The following is an 18,435-nucleotide window of genomic DNA, read 5'->3' as shown; positions in this document are numbered from 1 at the left end:
AGTCTTATCTAATAGGACTTCTCCTATTTTTTTTCAAAAAAGCCTCTTATTTTTAAATCATTCCCAGCACTAATCCTAAAATCCATGAAGTATTTGGTTTCTATATTGTTTTGCATTTCTCTTTTGGCATCCTGTAAACAAAAAGAGCAAAAGCTATTCAATGCTGTTCCAAGTTCCCATACAGGAATTACATTTAATAATGCTATCACTGAAACAGACACCTTCAATATCCTCACAGATGAATATATTTTCAATGGTGGCGGTGTAGCAGTGGCAGATTTCAACAATGATGGATTACCTGATTTATTCTTTACAGGCAATCAGGTGAGCAATAAGTTATACCTTAATCAAGGAGGCTTGAAGTTCCAAGACATTTCAGAAATAGCAGGAATTGGGGACTCAGAAACTTGGAGTACAGGGGTTGCTATTGTGGATGTTAACAGCGATGGATTGATGGATGTCTATGTGACAGCAGCCATGTATCCTGAAAAAGAAAGAAGAGCAAATTTGCTGTTTGTAAATCAAGGATTGAATGAACAGGGGATTCCTGTATTCAAAGAATTGGCAAAAGAATTCGGGATAGCAGATACAGGTAATGGTATGGGAGCTGTTTTTTTTGATTTTGACAAAGATGGTTTTTTGGACCTCTATGTATTGAACAATGAACAAAGCCAGACCATACCCATCAATTACAGGCAGAAAATTGTGGATGGGTCAGCAATCAATAACGATCAATTATACAAAAATAATGGGGACGGGACTTTTTCCAATGTGACCTTGGAAGCCGGGATTTTGATCGAAGGCTTTGGATTGGGCTTAGCCTTAGGTGATATAAACGGTGATGGTTGGACAGACATTTATATCAGCAATGATTATATCACCAATGATATTCTTTACATCAATAATGGGGATGGGACCTTTACCAATAAAATCAAAGACTATATCCGGCATCAAAGTATGTTTGCCATGGGCTGTGATATTTCTGATTTCAACAATGATGGATTTTTGGATATCATCACCTTGGATATGTTGGGAGAAACGAATTACAGAAAAAAGACAACTATTTCTAAAAATCTCTACCAGAACTATATCAACAATGAAACTTGGGGTTATGAATATCAGCACGTCAGAAATATGCTGCACCTGGGCAATGGCCCGGACATCCCTTTCAGCGAAATAGGGCATCTCTCGGGTGTTTATCAGACGGATTGGAGTTGGGCACCTTTATTTGCAGATGTGGATAATGATGGTTTAAGAGACTTGATGATTACAAATGGCTTTCCAAGGGATATTACTGACAAGGACTTTGCCAATTATAGGGTGGATGTAGGAAGGATTGCCACTACAAGACAATTGCTGGATTCTTTGCCCATTGTGAGAATCCCGAATTATGGATTTAGAAATAAGGGAGACCTTACCTTTGAAGACATTACCGAAGAATGGGGTCTTGATATACCCTCATTTTCCAATGGGGCTGTTTTTGCCGATTTGGATGGGGATGGAGATCTGGATTATGTGGTCAACAATATCAATGATGAGGCTTTTATTTTTGAGAACACCCTCAACCAAAAGAAAGAGATTCCCAATTTTCTAAGGGTAAAACTGGAAGGGCCTAAAAACAATCCGATGGGAATAGGGGCAAAGGTCGTTGTGAGATTTTCGGATGGCAGTTTCCTTTATCAGGAACAACAGTTATCAAGAGGTTATATGTCTTCCTTGGATGAAATATTACATTTTGGAATGGGTAATAAGGCAGAATCAATTTCTCTTGAAGTATTGTGGCAGGATGGGAAATACCAAAAACTGGATCAGGTCAATATAAACCAGTTGGTTAGCATTTCTGAGAAAGATGCTATTTTAACTGAAAAATCCACCTTAAGATTCCCATTGGTTCCAAAGGACCAACCAAAATTAATGAAAGAAGTATCCGCCGACCTAGGTATAAATTACATGCATCAAGAAGTGGACAAAATTGATTACAATGTCCAGAGAACATTGTTGCATAAGTTGACCCAATTCGGACCAAGTCTAGCAGTAGGAGATTTAAATGGAAATGGGTTGGAAGATTTTATTGTAGGCAGCGCTACCGGTTTTGGGGCAAAAGTATTTTTTCAACTGGAGGATGGCAAATTTGAAGAAGGTGAACTTTTTGGATCTGAGGATGAAATGAAATACGAAGAGATGGGAATGGTGCTTTTTGATCTAGATAATGACGGGGACTTGGATCTTTATTTGGTATCGGGAAGCAATGAATTCAGTCTTGGTTCCCCGCTTTACACCGATAGGTTATTCCTGAATGATGGAAAAGGGAAATTCACCTATGCACCGGATAAGATGCCCGAGATCAATGCCAGTGGGACAGTAGTGAGAGCGGCTGATTTTGATGGAGACGGTAATATGGATTTGTTTGTCGGGGGAAGAACACCCATTACTCAATATCCTTTGCCTGAGCGTTCCTTTTTATTGAAAAATACTAATGGGGAATTGGTGGATGTAACTGATGAGTTTTTGCCTGAACTGAAGGATCTGGGAATGGTTACAGATGCCCTTTGGACTGATGTGGACAATGACGGGATTCTGGAACTCATGATTGTTGGGGAATTGATGCCCATTACGGTTTTCAAATATCAAAATGGAAAATTTGTAAAAGTCCAAGAAACTGGCCTGGAAAATCATTTGGGATGGTGGAACAGTGTTGTTGCCGGTGATTTTGATGGGGATGGGGATATGGATTATATCGTCGGGAACATGGGTGCAAACAATTACCTCCATCCTTCATTCGAAAGACCTGTGACGGTTTATGCCAAGGATTTTGATGGCAATCAGAGTATGGACCCTGTCACTTTTGCCTATTTCAAAAATAATGATGGGAATTATGAATCATTTCCGGTTCATTATTGGGATGACCTTTATGGCCAAAGCATTTTGTTCAGAAGGAAGTTTGCTGGCTATAAATATTATGGAATGGCAACTGAAAAGTCTCTTTTTTCAGCTGAGGAATTGGAGGATGCATTTATACTGAAAGGTAATTATGACAGAAGTAGCTACGTGGAGAATCTTGGAAATGGAAAATTCCAAATCCATGAACTTCCTTTAATGGCCCAGTTTGCTCCGGTAAACGGGATGGTAGTGGATGATGTCAATGGGGATGGTAATCTGGATGTGTTGATGGTAGGCAATGACTATGGAAATGAGGTGTTTCCGGGCAGGAATGATGCCTTCAATGGGCTAGTGTTGTTCGGTAATGGTAAGGGTGGATTTGAAGCAATTCGCTCTTATGAAAGTGGATTTGTTGTTCCGGGTGATGCGAAATCTATGGCAATATTGGCTGGAGTTGAGGGTAAACCTTTATACCTATCTACCCAGAACAGGGGGAAACTCCTGATTCATCAGCCTAATATTCAAAATGAAAATCGATCCTTTATACCACCAAAAGGGATTCACTCGGTATTGATTGAATTTGAAAATGGCAAAACCCAAAAGATCGAAATCTTTAACCGATCCGGATTTTATTCCAATTCAGGTAAGTCCATCATAATTCCTGAAAACACATTCTCGTTGAAAGGGGTGGATTATAAGGGCAGTGTAGTGGATCTGGAATTTTGAAGTTTGTTTTTTTTGTAAATATTTTATTTAGTTTTATTAAACTACTTATATCCTAAATGTTAGACTTTAGTGTGAATGCACAAATCTTGTTTTAAAACAGATAAAAAGTGAAATTTCAAACCATCAATTTTTTAATAATTTTGGAAATGGCCTTTTTTGATTTTGAATTTATTTCACCCATTTTCATTTCTACTATATTTTTCTCCAGAGTGGCTATTTTGTGAACCCTAATAACTGAGGGCAATATAAGACCGCATTCTTTCCAGTTTTTCAATAAAAAATCAAATTGGGTTTCATACAATTGGCTTGTTATCCTGCAAACAATAATATCGCCATCTTCAAAATCTTTAATGACTAAAGCAGGTCTTTTTTTTGCGCCTTTTGTATCCGTGAAAGGGAATTTCAACAAAACAATATCACCAAAATTCAATTGTTCCATTATTTATATTCATCATAGATTGCATCAGAGGAGGAATATCCTTTAAAAAAGTCAGTTAAAGCTTTATCCTTGAAATTTATTTCATTTTCGGCCTCGTTATCTTCCATAAGAACAATTACCCTAATTGCTTTGCCTTGTTGATAATCCAATTTTGCTTGTATAGCTGCGGGAATGTCAATTTTGTTATTCTTGATTTTTGATTTAAACTCTACCACTTTCATATTTTTCCCTTTTAACAAATATACTCAAAATCTCCTTTTATAGTTCCAGTCAATGAAATGTCAAACCTTACCCTTTAGCTTAACCTAAATCACTTCATTTCAATGATCAGATAGTTTTCACTTGTATAACTCCCTAGCATCCGCCTCACAAATATCAACCATCAATTTCCCCACCTTCTCACAAATATCTTCAAAATATCTTTTGCCCTTCTCAGCAGTTGCCTTTTTGGGATTGCCGATTCCGGTATCCTCGGTGACCTGAGACCACTTTCTTTCTGCCCAAGCCCATTTTTCTTTTAAGCCTGGGATTACTGATTTTTTTTCTTTTCCTTCTCCGGCTTCTTCCAGTGGCAACATCAATTCAGGGTGAAGGTGTAAGATCAAACTGCTTTCCATTTCGTCCGCATGATCTCCTTCTTCTTCAAAATATTTGGTTTTGTCCAAAGCCTGAAACCAGTTACAGGTCATCAGCATCATCTCGGGGAAAACCAATCCCAATTCTCTTAACATGGTTTTGAAATCATTTCCGCCATGGCTGTTCACAATCAGGAATTTTTTGATTCCCTGTCTGTCCAATACAGTCAGGATATCCTTGAGAATAGCCATTTGTGTACTTGGGTTCATGTTGATATCCAGATAGATATCACTCTGTCCTGTATTTACCCCAAATGGTATCGTAGGGAGAATAACAACTTTTGCACCTTTTTCCCAAGCATATTTCCCTGCACCTGCCGCCACAGCATCTGCTTCAAAAATATCAGTACCATAAGGCATGTGGTAATTATGTGCCTCAGTGGCACCCCAAGGTAAAACCGCCAATTTAAATCTAAAATCCTTTAAGTTTTTCCAGTTATTTTCTGCAAGTATGTATGGTCGCATGGTTGTTATTTTAGAAGCGAGAGATTAGAAGCGGGATGCGAGAGCCAAGAGATAAGAGCCAAGAAACAAGACATAAGACACAAGAATCTGTCAAACTGGGGTCAATTCTTCCCGCTAGAGATTCTCCGAAATTCTATGGGGCAGGCTTTCACTTAGCAAAAGGACGTGTTTTTGTTTCAAAGTTTTACTAGGCTCTTTCAGTATGAAGGATGTATTTCGGACTTTGAACTGTTTCTTGCTATATTCATCCTTTACCTGTTCCTCAAGAGATTCTTCACTTCGATGGTTAGTTCATATTAATTTCAGACTTTTACTATGCTCGTTCAGAATGACGGCCAATTTCGATAGTTTAGATCTTACACCAGACATCGGTCATCAGTCATCGGACAAATCCATCCTCATCCATCACATCCCTAACTTCCTCAAAATAATCAACGATGCCAAATATATTTATGCGAATTTTTTTGAATCTTTATTCCTGAATTAATTTTATGTTTCAGCTCAAAAAAATCAACATGTCTGATCGGAGATCATTTATCAAGAAAACACTTCTTTCCTCAACTTTACTTTTGCCTGGTGGAATATTGGAATCCTGTGCCAATCCTGTTCAAGAAAACAGCAATGAGAAATTCAAACCTTTGATTCTCTCAACCTGGAACCATGGGATGCCTGCAAATGACAGGGCTTGGGAAGTCCTGAAGGAAACAGGCAGCTTGATTGATGCGGTGGAAGAAGGTGTGAAAGTGACTGAATTGGATATGGATAACCTTTCCGTGGGACTTCAGGGTTTGCCGGATCGAGAAGGAATACCCACCTTGGATGCTTCTATTATGAAAGGTGATGGGTCATGTGGATCGGTGGCCTTTGTCAGGCAAATAAAGCATCCCATTTCATTGGCAAGGAAAGTGATGGATGAAACACCACATGTCATGTTGGCCGGTGAAGGAGCCCGGCAATTTGCTATTGCACAGGGTTTTCCTTTGGAACCAGAAGTATTAAGCCCTAAAGCCGATGAACTGTATCAGGAGTGGAAAAAAACCTCTTTGTATAAACCCATCATCAATATAGAAAACCATGATACTATCGGTATGATTGCTTTGGGTGCTGATGGTAAATTGGCAGGATCTTGTACCACTTCAGGTCTGGCCTATAAGATGCATGGTAGGGTAGGAGATAGTCCGATTATCGGTGCAGGCCTATATGTGGATGATGGAGTAGGAGCTGCGACCGCTACAGGGTTAGGTGAATCCATCATCAGGATTTGTGGGAGTTTCCTGATTGTGGAATTGATGCGTCAGGGGCGAACTCCCCAAGAAGCCTGTGAGGAAGCTGTCAAAAGACTGATAGCCAAGAATAAAGGCATCGAGGATATTCAGGCAGGTTTTATTGCCATCAATAAAGATGGAGAATATGGTGCTTATGCTGTACATCCTGGTTTTAACTTTGCCAGACACCATAGCAATGGAAAAGATCTGATCGACTCAAAAAGTAAATTTTGAAATATGTCTATTTTATTGGAAGCTCCCGTCTTTACGGTCGAAGCGGGATTGAAAGCAGCGGAATTCGGAATCGATAGATTAGAGCTCTGTTCAGATTTTGGCGAAGGCGGTGAGACCCCAAGTGCCGGTGCATTATCTTTTTTGAAGGAAAAGGTCCAGATACCTGTTTTTGTCATGATACGACCAAGAGGCGGAGATTTTGTGTATTCCCCTGAAGAATTGTATGTGATGAGGAAAGATATTGCTATACTGAAATCTCATGGTGCGGATGGATTTGTGTTTGGGGTATTGGACAAAAATGGCCATGTGAACAAAGAAGCCTGCAAATACCTGATGTATGCGGTGGAGGATTCTCCCTGTACTTTCCACAGGGCTTTTGATATCAGCAAAGACAAAGACAAAGCTCTTGAGGACATTATCTCCTGTGGTTTTCAAAGAATACTGACTTCCGGTGGTGAAAACGATGTTACTAAAGGAATGTCCAATATCCTCAAATGGTTGGATCAGGTATCAAATCATATTATCATCATGCCTGGCGGAGGCCTAAAACCAGCACATATTTCCGAACTGAATAATTCCGGAAAACTTAAAGAAGTCCATGCCAGCTGTAAGGCTTTTAGACCTACTGAAAGTAGTTATTCTCACCCATCAGTGTCTCTATCCAATGATCCCAATGCTTTCAAACAGGTTCTTACCATAGACAGGAATTTAGTCAATGAATTTTTGGCTGAAATCAAATCCAATCAGCGTAAATAACCCAATGTTATGAGATTTTACAGATCAATAAAATCAATGTATAATTTTGGTGTTAATGTCTTTATTATTCTTTTTATTTTCTCCTGTTCTGAAAAATCAAAGAACAACAAAGAAGACTTTGAAATTTTGGAAGGTTTGAGAAATCAATCCCTTGAACTATCGGGAAAGGAACTCTCTGAAATGTATTGTGGTGCCTGCCACCTCAACCCGCCACCATCTCTACTGGATAAAAATACCTGGAAAACATCAGTGCTTCCAGATATGAGAAGGAGAATGGGATTGATTACTGAGGATGATTTTGGTGTAGCCTTTGGTGCAGATGCAGATGCACCGCCGGGAGTTTATGCTACTCAGTCTTACATCAAACAAAAAGATTGGGATTTAATAGAAGCTTATTATCTGGATCAGGCACCTGAAAATCTTCCTGCTATACCAAAGGACCCTGATTTGGACAGTGATAATAGTGACCTGTTTAAGATATCAGTTCCCGAAAACCCAAACAAAAGAGCAAATCTGACCACGCTTTTGAAATGGCATAAAAAGGAGGGACTGCTTTACCTTGGCGATAGGGCTAACAGGTTGTTCAGATTTTCGGGTTCGGATTTAAAGGTTTTAGATTCCATAAAAATCTCATCACCTCCTTCAGACATCCGTTTTAGGATGGGAGGAGGTTTTGATTTGTTGACCATGGGTGTGATGGATCCTTCGAATTATTCTTTGGGGAAATACTCAATATTTGAAGCCTTTTCCCAAGAAGCATTTGTTGTTAAAAAGGACAGTTTGACTAGACCGGTGCACTTTGCTTTTGCTGACCTCAATCAAGATAACGAAGAAGATGTCATCTTATCCAATTTTGGGCATCATGTAGGTAATTTTTCCTGGTTGGAAAATTCCCCAACAGGTTTCCAGGCAAATTTGATCAACAATAGACCGGGAGCGCGAAAATCAATTGTTTCTGATATCAATAATGATGGATTGTCTGATTTGATTGTTCTTATGACACAGGCCAAAGAGGGTGTTTATGCTTATATCAATCAGGATAATGGAAAATTTAAGGAAGAAAACTGGTTGAGTTTTCATCCGGTTTTCGGAAGTTCCGATTTTGATTTTGTAGATGTGGATGCTGATGGGTATAGGGATATAGTATTGGTAAATGGAGACAATGCAGATTTATCTCCAATATTAAAACCGTATCACGGACTTAGAATTTTTTTAAATGACGGAGATTATAGCTTTAAAGAATCATATTTCTATCCCATTCACGGCGCTACGGCCCTTTTGGTGGAGGATTTTGATCAAAATGGGAATCCTGATGTAGCCGTGATTTCTTATTTCCCGGACACTAATAACCAACCACTCCAAAATTTTCTTTTTTTCAGGCAAATGGATAAAATGACATTTAAAACCTTCTCATTTCCTGAATTGGGCAATTGGTCCTATCTCACCATGGAAAAAGGAGATATCAATGGAGACGGGAAAATGGATATAATTTTGGGAGGCTTTGATTTCAAAACATTATATGCCAAAACACCTGGGAATTGGGTGCCATTTGTCGTATTGGAAAACAAAATAGCCATAGAATAATCTTTTTTATTTGAATATTATTGCGCCTTGATAAGTGGATAAAGACGATTAATCAAAACTTTTATATGGCATTTTTATTTTTTTTGAAAATCAGATTTTGATGTCTGATTTTTTTGGGTTAAATTATTCGTCTCACAAAAAATGTATTTTGCTATGGTAAAAAGCTTTCAAGGCGTTAGAGTGGTTGATTCCAAAAAAACTGCTGCGCCAATTTTAGTAAATGATCACATGACCACTAACCTTGTCACTTTTCGTCCCGATGATACCATTGACCATGTCCTGGACCTGTTGACCAAGAGGAAAATTTCAGGTGCACCGGTGGTGGACAGTGATGGGAATCTTGTCGGAATTATCTCTGAGGTAGATTGTCTGAAAGAAATCATCAAAGGTAAATATTCCAATACACCCAAATTTCCCGGTACAGTGGAAGAGCATATGACCAAAAATGTAATGACCCTTTCTCCGGATTTATCGCTTTTTGATGCTGCTCAAAAATTTCTTGACAATAAAATCAGACGATTCCCTGTGATGAAAGATGGCAGATTGGTAGGTCAGATCAGTTTGAGTGACATCATCAGAGCATTTCCAAAACTAAGGGAAACTACTTGGTAAACATATTATATCTCAATCCTATTGACCTTGGCAGATTGTTCTGCCAAGGTTTTTTTAGTGTCTTCAAAGATTTGTTTTATTGATTCAGCATTAAAATTCCCGGAAGCATGAAAAGAAATTTCTTATTGATTACTTGTTTACTGCTTATTTCAAACTTATTGACAATGGAAATCAGAGCGCAAAAACAAACTTTGACTCTCCTGACTTACAATATTTATCATGGAGAAAATCCCTATAACCGGGGCAAGAGTAATGTCAGCGAAATAGCAGCATTGATCAATCAAATCAAACCTGATTTGGTAGCCTTGCAGGAGGTGGATAGTATGACCAACCGCACCAAAGGTTTCAATCCTGATGGTAAGAAAGATCTGGTAAATGAATTAGAAAGGCTGACCGGAATGAATGGCTACTTTGCAAAAGCGATTGATTTTTCCGAGGGTGGTTACGGAGAAGGAATTTTGACTCGCCTTCCGGCACATTTTGAATCTTTTGCTTTGCCAACGCCTAAGGGAGGAGAAGGCAGGAGTTTGGCCGTGGCCAAAGTGGATTTTGGAAATGAAAAGGAAGTTATCTTCGCAGGCACGCATCTTTGTCATGAGTTTGAGGAGAACAGGACTGCGCAGGTAAAGGCCATCCAAAATATTCTTTCCAGGTATTCGGGTCCAATCGTTTTAACAGGAGATTTTAATTTTACTTCAGAAGAAATGGGTTATGAAGTCCTTTCCGAAAATTATAAAGATGCGGCATTGGCGCTGGGAAACCCACAAAACACCTATTCTTCTTTAGAAGCCAAGATCAGGATTGATTACTTTTGGTTGGGAAACAAGACGGATTGGGAGATAATTTCTGTGGAGGTTTTGGATGTAGCTTTTTCAGATCATAAACCTTTGTTGGTCAAAGTCAGGTGGTAATGGTATTGTTTTGAAAAGGAGTGGCATTTATTTCAATCTGTCAGATTTTGTGTATTTTTCATTTCTTCAAACCTCAAATAGTAATATGATGTCATCTTCCCTTAAATCAATAAAGAGTATACCTGTTGTATTGTTGCTAATTTTGATTTTTTCATGCCAAACCAAGAATTCAATTGACGAGGAAAAATCCGGCCAATGGATTCAGCTTTTCAACGGGCAAGATTTGGATGATTGGACCATCAAAATAGCCAAGCATGAACTCAACGAAAACTTTGCAAATACCTTCAGGGTGGAAGATGGCATGATGAAAGTCAGATATGACGGCTATGAGGCCTTTGATCAGCAATATGGTCACATCTATTTTAAGCAACCTTTTTCCTATTACCTCCTCAATGTAGAGTACCGTTTTGTTGGAGAACAGGCTCCTGAAGGGGAAGGTTGGGCTTTGAGAAACTCAGGTGCCATGCTACATTGTCAGGATCCTAAAACCATTTTGAAAGATCAGGATTTCCCCATTTCCATAGAAGGACAATTTCTGGGCGGAGATGGAACCAATGAAAGAACAACAAGCAATCTCTGCACTCCTGGCACACATGTGGTATTGGATGGAGAGTTATTTACACCGCATTGTTTAAATTCCACTTCCCAAACCTATCATGGTGAACAATGGGTTACAGCACAATTTTTGGTGTTGGGAGATTCTATTGTCTATCATATTTTGGAAGGTGATACGGTGATAAAATACAGCAAACCCACAATTGGGGGCGGGAATGTAAATCCCTCAGATCCAGCGGTCAAAATTGATGGGACTCCTTTGAAGTCGGGATTTATTGCCCTTCAAAGTGAAAGCCATCCGATTGACTTTAGAAAAGTCGAATTGTTTGACTTGGAAAGTTACAAGGGTAATAAGGAAAAGCTGAAGAAAGTCTTGGCTCGCTTAGGAACAAAAGACTGAATCCAATAATTCATGAAAATAAAAAGTCAGCATTTCAGCTGACTTTTTTGTGTTAATAAAATCTGATCCTTATTTCACTTCAGGTTTTTCTTGAAAAAATCAATTGTCCTTCCCCAAGCCAGGTCAGCTGCTTCTTTGTCATACCTTGGTGTAGAATGATTATGAAATCCATGATTTACACCGGGATAAAAGAAAACTTCGTATTTTTTGTTATTGGCTTTTAATGCAGCTTCATAATCCGGCCAACCGGCATTAACCCTTGTGTCCAGTTCTGCGAAATGTAACTGCAGGGGAGATTTGATGCCCGGAACATCTTCAGCTGCGGCCTGTCCACCATAGTAAGGGACAGCAGCTTTCAAATCAGGTATCCTTGCGGCCATCATATTGGAAATCCATCCCCCGAAGCAGAAACCAACTACACCGACTTTTCCATTACAGTTCTTGTTTTCCTTTAAGAATTCATAACCAGCAATAAAATCCTGCAGCATTTCTTCCCGATCTCTTTTTGCCTGCATGGTCCGGCCTTCGTCATCGGTTCCCGGATATCCTCCAAACGGAGTCAGGGCATCAGGTGCAAAAGCAATAAAACCGTCCAAGGCAGCCTGATGTGCTGTGTCTTCAATATATGGATTCAATCCCCTGTTTTCATGAACAACTACAATACCAGGAAGTTTACCTTTTTTGTCAGCTGGTCGGGTCAGTAATCCCTTCATTTTGCCGGCTCCTTTGGGCGAATCATATTCCACATATTCAGAAATCAATCGCGGATCATTTAGGGTGAAACGCTTTGCCTCAGCATAATTCGGTAATAAAAATGTCAGAATTGCTGAAACTGTCAGTCCGCCTACTGCATATTTGGATAGCTTATTCACAAATTCCCTACGATCCATTTTACCGTGAACATAGTAGTCATACATGTCAAATATTTCCTGGTCAAGATCTTCTTTTTTGATATTTTCCATATTTGCTTTCATTTATTTCATTTCAATTATAACTCCTTAATGTAGGTATTTTAAGTATTAAAAACTCCCGAATTTTTGGGAATGGAATTAAATGAGGAAATCAGGCAGGATTGTTTTTCAAATAAAAAATATGCATTGTAAGAAACAGTAAAAAAATATCAATTTATAGATCCTGGGATTTTATTATATATCATTGAAAATTGGGACATGTTGCCAAAGAAAAATTTGATTTAGCGGATCAAAAAATTAAACATAATAATTTCAAAATGGGCTATGGTCTTTTGGCATAGCCCATTTTGAAAAATCAATTTGCAATGGAGATATTTCCGGAAGTGATACTTCCCTTTACGCTCTTTTCAGCGCCATTGTCTATGATTAAATTTCTACCGCTTCTTGAATTTCCAACGGTAATATTTCCAGAAGTCGCACTTAGATCATAATTGAAATCCTTCAGGTTTGAAAATGTCTGAATCCTAAAGTTACCTGAAGTCCCTGTGATTCTTGTAGACCCACCCAGACCTGCATTGGTTGCCGTGAAATTACCGGAAGTGATTTTCAGATCCCCAAGTTCGGTTATGTCTTCCAGTTTTGCGTTTCCGGAGGTCAGACTTACATGCACAGTGCCATCAATAGAAATGGCTGATATTCCCCCACTGCCTGATGAATATTCAAGACTGCCTTTCACTTCTTGTATTTTGGCGGAACCTGAACCTATTTTTCCTTTTACATTTCCATTGATGTTGGAAAGCTCTATGGAACCGGAACCTGCACTGGCATGGATATCTCCATCAATGTTGCCGGCAAACAAACTACCGGATCCAACTGACAATAAAGTCTGCAATGCAGCCACATTTTCGACAGCTATTTTTCCAGAACCGCCTTTTATATCCAAGTTCATGCTTTCAGGACCTGAGATTTTGATATAGCCCTTGGTCTTATTGTTCCAGTTGTTGTTATTGTTGACTTTATGGGAAATTTTCAATACATCGCCTAAGCTAATAAATACTATATCCTGATCGGAATTGGTAGATTCGAGAAACGCACTAACTGAAACATCTGAACCGGAACCCCCGATGTATTCAACCTCTAATTGGCCCCCCGAAACTTCGATTTTATTGATGCCCGTATAGGATTTTGTGACGTCTACGATGGTTTTGACTTGTGCAAAAACCGGTGAAATAGCTGCAGCAGAAAATATGAAAAGCAGCAAGGTCGATAATTTTAAATTTTTTTTCATAGTAGGTTGGTTTTATAAGATGAAACCAAAGCTCAAGGCGTTCAGTTTTGGTCCTTTATTTTCTTGGAAAGTTTCGTTGAAATCATAATTAACATAAAGGGTAACATCTCCTACACCTATCTCAGCACGAAGTCCGTACCTGAAATCTGTAGCAAACATGTTGCCCATTTGGAATTCTCTGACTCTGTTGTTCTGTGGGTCCCGATATACAAATTTGCCCCTTCCACCCAATCGATAACCCATATATGGTCCTGCCCCAAAGCTGAAATTTCCATTGGTGGTCTGTATTGTGGGCAATACAGTCAGATTGGCATAAGAGGCGGAAATTTTGGATTTGGTGCCGGTTCCTGAAGGATGTTCCACAAAAATCAGGCCCTCATTTCCTCTTAAAGCCTGGAGATTTCGGTTTTCAAATTTGAAATTGTACCAGCTTACACCTAGGGTTGATTTCAGATTGAAGTTTTTACTTGGCTTAAAGGTATAATGGTAGTTGATCGCAGGATTCCAACTGCCCCAAGGTTTAACTGCAGGAGCGGCATCATCCCCAATCCATGTATTGATACCGATGTCTAAAGTCAAGCCGTTGCTTGATTTCTTTGCCTTGGATTGGGATTCATGATATTGATCTCCTTTTGAGATAAATTCCCATGTATTGTTTCCTTCTGTATTTTTATATACTATGACATCCGTGTTGAAAAAGGAAAACTTGGTTGTTTTTTGAGAATCATATTTGGTAGAATCTCCTTCCTGGCCAAAGCCCTGAGAAGTCAGAAGCAGCAATGGAATTATAATTAGTGTGATCGTTTTCATTGGTTTAGTTTTTAAAAAAAGGACTTAAAATATAATACCGAAGGCTATTGGATTCAGTTCAGGTCCTTTGCCATCCTGGAATAGTTGGTTAAAGTCATATGTAGTGAAGAAATTGACCCTGCCGAATCCTATTTCACCACGGATACCGTAGCGGAAGTTGTTTAGGAATATCCCTGTATTCAGGTGCTCTTTTCTACGTCCGCCACCTTCCAAAGGCCGATAGACATACTTGCTTGTACCGCCTAGTCGATAGCCGGCGTACGGACCCAAGGCAAACCTTAAGCCTTTTCTTCCCTGATCATTCAATCTTCCCAAGTCTAATTTGAAAAGGCCCATGGTAGTCAGGTATGAAGCAGAAATTTTACTTTTGAATCCGGCAACATCATTTCTCTGAATAAATTCGATGGATTCTTCTCCTCTTACAGCCTGAAAATCCCTGTTTTCAAATTTGAAATTGTACCATTGGACACCCATTCCCAGATCAAATCGGAAGCCTTTGCTGATCCTTTGACTGGCAAAGAAGTTTAGTCCTACATTCCAGCTTCCCCAGCCACGGACTGCATAGGGTTGGGTAGTTTTGGGAAATTGGCCATTGTTGTCCAGGTAGTTGTTGAGCCCAAGATCCAGGGCAAAATATGTCCTGAATGGCGGATCGCTTTTCTTCCTTACCCCCGTTTCCACTTTGACCCGGGTATTGGGACTTGTTTCATCTACCAATATCCTGATGCCTGCGACAGATACTTCGGTTTTGTTCCAATCTTCGGTCACTTTGACGATTTCCCGGGTTCCTTTTTGTCCTGAAACTTCCACTACTACAAGTTCTCCGGTATTTTCATCTATTTGAAGATCAAGTTCTGAGATGATCTGATTGATGTTCATTTTTTTGAGTCGCTCAAAATCCTCTTTGTTGTCAATGACCAGTACGATTTTTCCAGAGGTACCAAATTCTACAATAATGGTGTCCTTAGGAGCCAAGAACTCCCTTTCTGTACTTCCAAATGCAAGCTGCACCAATCCTAGGAAGCAAAATAATAGCAAGTATTTTTTCATGATGGTTTAAGTTTTCAATTTAGGTGTACTACTTTCTTTCTCTTTTGGAGGTGTTGTTGCTCACAAACAGATTGTCTTTTGCATCCTGCAGGTCTGCAAAACCTTGTTCTACTTTATTGAGCAATCCTCCGATTTTATCTACTTTATTTTCAATTCCTGCAATTAATCCCTGCTTTTCAGGTGTCTCTTTGATTCCGTTTGACTTGATGGTGATCTTGTAGGTCATCACTTCTTCCTCTTCTTCAATGTTATTTTGTGCAATAGCTTCATTTACATCAAGCACAGGAATAATGATTTCAGGAGTTTCGAAGACCACTTCATTGATTCTTTCTTCAGGTTTGGATACCTCTGTCAACAATTCCTTTGGTGTTTCTGTAGGCATTGGTTTTTGAACAGTTGCTTTTTTGCCAGGACTTTGAACAGGTTTGGTTTCTGCTTTTGTTTGCTCTTCAGGGATCACTGTAGACTCTTCTAAAGGTTTTAATGATTCCGGTTCAGTTTCCTCTAGCATATCCGAGAGAGTCTCATCTGTTTGGGTTGTTACCTCTGCTGTCATTGGCATATTGGTGTCTGATTCCGGGTTGAACTGCCAAACCACATATCCCACTGCAAGGAAAAGCAACAAAGAGGCTGCAATGCCCATCAAAGGAATCCAAATCCCCTTTTCGTTTTTGGGTAACTGTCTTTCAAGTTTTTCCCAAGCAAGCTGGGATGGTTTTTCTTCATGCTTGGCCAACCTCTCTTTGAAGTATTGGTCGAAGTTTTTATCTGTATTAGCCATTGATTCTCCTTTCTTTGATTTGTTGATCGGCTATTTTTTCTTTCAGGACATTTCGTGCTCTGTTCAATTGGGACTTGGAAGTTGATTCCGTGATACCCAATAAATCCCCGATTTCCGAGTGGCTGTATCCCTCTATCGCATAGAGGTTAAATACTGTCCTATAGCCCACAGGAAGTTCTTTGATGAGTTCCATCAAATCCGCTGCTTCAAGGTGATTGAGTTCATAGGCAGATTCGGCTGTTTCCAAATGGTTCTCGGTATTGATTTCCATATTGAGGTTTTTATTGTTTCGGAGTGTAAGCAGAGATTGGGTTACAATAATCCTTTTCATCCAGCCTTCAAAACTGCCTTTTGCTTCATATTGGGGAAGTTTTTCAAAGATCTTCATAAAGCCCTCTATCATTACATCCTCAGCATGATCCCGATCTTTAACATACCTCATGCAGATGGCCAGAAACTTTTTTGAGTAGGCCTCATACAATTGCTGCTGGGCTTTTCGCTCACCCTTTAGGCAACCTTTAATGATGTCCGACTCTGTGGTAAAAGTTTTTCTGAATAACATTTCTGTTGGCTTTCAAATAGGTAGATACAGTTCAGTAAAAATAGGTTGCATTGATTTGTGAAAAAAGGTTAAATTTTTTTTGAGATATGAGAGATTAGAAGCGCGAGTCTGTGACTATTAGAAACAAGAGCCAAGAAATAAGAGCTAAGAGCAGCCTAAAAAAGTGTTTCCTTGTCACTTCGAGTTTTCAACATTTTGAAACTGTTGAGAACAGGTTTTGACATCTTGAAATAGTCGGTATCAATAGGAATAAGCCAACTCATAAATAAATTCAAAATACCAATTTGCTTTACCCAAACAGCAAAGTAGAACTTTCCCTGATTTGGAAAAATTCCCTCTTTAGGTCATCTTTACTTTCACATTAATCAATTAAATATACCCATGTCCAACAACGATATCCTCCGAAGCCTGCGCTATACATTTGATTTTGGTGATGATAAAATGATAAAATTATTTGGTTTGGGGGGGAAATCAGTGACTAGGGCCGAGGTAAGTGATTGGCTGAAGAGGGATGAGGATCCTGATTTTAAAGGAATTTATGACAAAGACCTGGCTTATTTCCTCAATGGATTGATCATAGATAGGAGGGGAAAAAAAGATGATACCCTCCCTATAGCTGAAAAAACTTTGACCAATAATATGATTCTACGTAAACTGAAAATTGCTTTGGAATTGAAAGACGAGGATATTTTGGAGATGCTGCATCAATTAGACATCAATATAAGCAAGCATGAACTCAGTGCTTTTTTCAGAAAACCTACCCAAAGCCAATACCGACTTTGCAAGGATCAGATATTAAGGAATTTTCTTCGTGGAATCCAGTTAAAATTTAGGAGCGAATGAAATCAGTTTCTGGTGAACGGAACAAATCTAACAGCGCCCAAGTTAGTGGTCCTTATCTTGCCTTTGATTTTTTCAATTAAGATCAAATCCTGCACCTCTCCTTGCTTTCCGACCGGAATCACCATCCTACCGCCTTCTTTCAATTGGTCAATCAGAGGTTGTGGGATATTTTCAGCAGCAGCTGTAACCAAAATGGCGTCAAATGGAGCCTCGCTTGGCCACCCTTGATATCCGTCCCCGATTTTTACAAAAACATTTTTGTATCCTGATTTTTCAAGGTCAGCTTTGGCTCTTTTTCCCAGATTCTCTACGATTTCTATGGTAAAAACCTGGTCTACAATCTCTGCCAATACCGCAGCTTGATATCCCGATCCTGTCCCGATTTCCAATACCTTCATCCCTTTAAGGGGATTGATGATAGCTGTCATGTGCGCTACAATATAGGGTTGCGATATGGTCTGACCATCACCAATGGACAGCGGCCTGTCTTCATAGGCATTGGATTTTTGGTATTCTGGGACAAATAAATGCCGGGGAACCTTGCGCATCGCCTCAAGAACCAAAGGGTTTTTAATCCCTCTGTTTTCTATTTGGGATTTGACCATATTCAACCTCTCGGTTCTATAAGGGTCGGTTTGAAAATAGGCAAAGAGTATCATAATGAAATAGATATGCTTCATTTCTAGCTATGTTTACCTTTTAAATCAATATCAATTTACGGTTTTATT

18 protein-coding genes are annotated in these 18,435 nt (G+C 39.2%); 8 read left to right on the top strand and 10 right to left on the bottom strand.

What is annotated here, in order from left to right; genetic code table 11:
- Window positions 1–84: 84 nt before the first annotated feature.
- Entirely contained in the window at window positions 85–3,606 is a 3,522-nt protein-coding gene (locus B9A52_RS24305) for an FG-GAP-like repeat-containing protein (RefSeq protein WP_084123155.1), read from the top strand.
- Window positions 3,607–3,721: 115 nt separating this feature from the next.
- On the opposite strand, the gene B9A52_RS24300 is transcribed toward B9A52_RS24305, so the two are convergent.
- The 3 genes from B9A52_RS24300 to B9A52_RS24290 all read right to left on the bottom strand — a co-directional run bounded on the left by B9A52_RS24300 (window position 3,722) and on the right by B9A52_RS24290 (window position 5,145).
- Entirely contained in the window at window positions 3,722–4,045 is a 324-nt protein-coding gene (locus B9A52_RS24300; protein WP_084123154.1) for a type II toxin-antitoxin system PemK/MazF family toxin, read from the bottom strand.
- Window positions 4,045–4,266 carry a hypothetical protein gene (locus B9A52_RS24295; RefSeq protein WP_084123153.1) on the bottom strand — a complete coding sequence of 74 codons (222 nt, stop codon included), beginning with the start codon at window positions 4,264–4,266 and terminating at the stop codon, window positions 4,045–4,047. Before B9A52_RS24295 ends, B9A52_RS24300 begins: the two co-directional genes overlap by 1 nt.
- Window positions 4,267–4,383: 117 nt before the next feature.
- Entirely contained in the window at window positions 4,384–5,145 is a 762-nt protein-coding gene (locus tag B9A52_RS24290; protein ID WP_084123152.1) for a creatininase family protein, read from the bottom strand.
- Window positions 5,146–5,660: 515 nt separating this feature from the next.
- Between B9A52_RS24290 and B9A52_RS24285 the strand changes: the two genes are divergently transcribed.
- From B9A52_RS24285 to B9A52_RS24260, 6 genes are all read left to right on the top strand, one after another.
- Window positions 5,661–6,644 carry an isoaspartyl peptidase/L-asparaginase family protein gene (locus tag B9A52_RS24285; protein ID WP_084123682.1) on the top strand — a complete coding sequence of 328 codons (984 nt, stop codon included), beginning with the start codon at window positions 5,661–5,663 and terminating at the stop codon, window positions 6,642–6,644.
- 3 nt (window positions 6,645–6,647) lie between these two features.
- The gene (locus tag B9A52_RS24280) at window positions 6,648–7,400 is read left to right on the top strand and encodes a copper homeostasis protein CutC (protein WP_084123151.1); all 753 of its coding nucleotides are present in this window, start codon (window positions 6,648–6,650) and stop codon (window positions 7,398–7,400) included.
- A 9-nt stretch (window positions 7,401–7,409) separates the two neighbouring features.
- Entirely contained in the window at window positions 7,410–8,984 is a 1,575-nt protein-coding gene (locus B9A52_RS24275) for an FG-GAP-like repeat-containing protein (protein ID WP_084123150.1), read from the top strand.
- A gap of 153 nt (window positions 8,985–9,137) precedes the next feature.
- On the top strand, window positions 9,138–9,596 hold the full coding sequence (locus B9A52_RS24270) for a CBS domain-containing protein (RefSeq protein ID WP_084123681.1): 459 nt from the start codon (window positions 9,138–9,140) through the stop codon (window positions 9,594–9,596).
- A 164-nt stretch (window positions 9,597–9,760) separates the two neighbouring features.
- Window positions 9,761–10,507, top strand: a complete 747-nt coding sequence (locus tag B9A52_RS24265) for an endonuclease/exonuclease/phosphatase family protein (protein ID WP_197687263.1) — start codon at window positions 9,761–9,763, stop codon at window positions 10,505–10,507.
- 85 nt (window positions 10,508–10,592) lie between these two features.
- A complete protein-coding gene (locus tag B9A52_RS24260; RefSeq protein ID WP_394334864.1) occupies window positions 10,593–11,462 on the top strand; it encodes a 3-keto-disaccharide hydrolase in 870 nt (289 codons plus the stop codon).
- Between the two features lie 74 nt (window positions 11,463–11,536).
- Here the strand turns inward: B9A52_RS24260 and B9A52_RS24255 are convergent, their stop codons facing one another.
- From B9A52_RS24255 to B9A52_RS24230, 6 genes are all read right to left on the bottom strand, one after another.
- A complete protein-coding gene (locus tag B9A52_RS24255; protein WP_084123680.1) occupies window positions 11,537–12,424 on the bottom strand; it encodes a dienelactone hydrolase family protein in 888 nt (295 codons plus the stop codon).
- A 304-nt stretch (window positions 12,425–12,728) separates the two neighbouring features.
- A complete protein-coding gene (locus B9A52_RS24250) occupies window positions 12,729–13,661 on the bottom strand; it encodes a DUF4097 family beta strand repeat-containing protein (protein ID WP_084123147.1) in 933 nt (310 codons plus the stop codon).
- Window positions 13,662–13,673: 12 nt separating this feature from the next.
- On the bottom strand, window positions 13,674–14,471 hold the full coding sequence (locus B9A52_RS24245; protein WP_084123146.1) for an outer membrane beta-barrel protein: 798 nt from the start codon (window positions 14,469–14,471) through the stop codon (window positions 13,674–13,676).
- A gap of 24 nt (window positions 14,472–14,495) precedes the next feature.
- Window positions 14,496–15,521 (bottom strand): porin family protein, encoded by a 1,026-nt coding sequence (locus tag B9A52_RS24240; RefSeq protein ID WP_084123145.1) that lies wholly within the window; start codon window positions 15,519–15,521, stop codon window positions 14,496–14,498.
- Window positions 15,522–15,549: 28 nt separating this feature from the next.
- Window positions 15,550–16,302: a hypothetical protein gene (locus tag B9A52_RS24235; RefSeq protein ID WP_084123144.1), complete on the bottom strand. Its 753-nt coding sequence runs from the start codon at window positions 16,300–16,302 to the stop codon at window positions 15,550–15,552.
- Window positions 16,295–16,864, bottom strand: a complete 570-nt coding sequence (locus B9A52_RS24230; protein WP_084123143.1) for an RNA polymerase sigma factor — start codon at window positions 16,862–16,864, stop codon at window positions 16,295–16,297. Before B9A52_RS24230 ends, B9A52_RS24235 begins: the two co-directional genes overlap by 8 nt.
- Before the next feature lie 381 nt (window positions 16,865–17,245).
- Here B9A52_RS24230 and B9A52_RS24225 point away from each other — a divergent pair, with 381 nt between their 5' ends.
- Window positions 17,246–17,707: a YehS family protein gene (locus B9A52_RS24225; RefSeq protein ID WP_084123142.1), complete on the top strand. Its 462-nt coding sequence runs from the start codon at window positions 17,246–17,248 to the stop codon at window positions 17,705–17,707.
- Window positions 17,708–17,709: 2 nt separating this feature from the next.
- Here the strand turns inward: B9A52_RS24225 and B9A52_RS24220 are convergent, their stop codons facing one another.
- Window positions 17,710–18,387 (bottom strand): protein-L-isoaspartate(D-aspartate) O-methyltransferase, encoded by a 678-nt coding sequence (locus B9A52_RS24220; RefSeq protein WP_084123141.1) that lies wholly within the window; start codon window positions 18,385–18,387, stop codon window positions 17,710–17,712.
- Window positions 18,388–18,435: the final 48 nt, after the last annotated feature.

Source organism: Aquiflexum balticum DSM 16537 (assembly GCF_900176595.1).
GTDB lineage: Bacteria > Bacteroidota > Bacteroidia > Cytophagales > Cyclobacteriaceae > Aquiflexum > Aquiflexum balticum.
The sequence above is the reverse complement of the archived record's forward strand: the minus strand, read 5'-3'. Positions and strand labels throughout refer to the sequence as shown.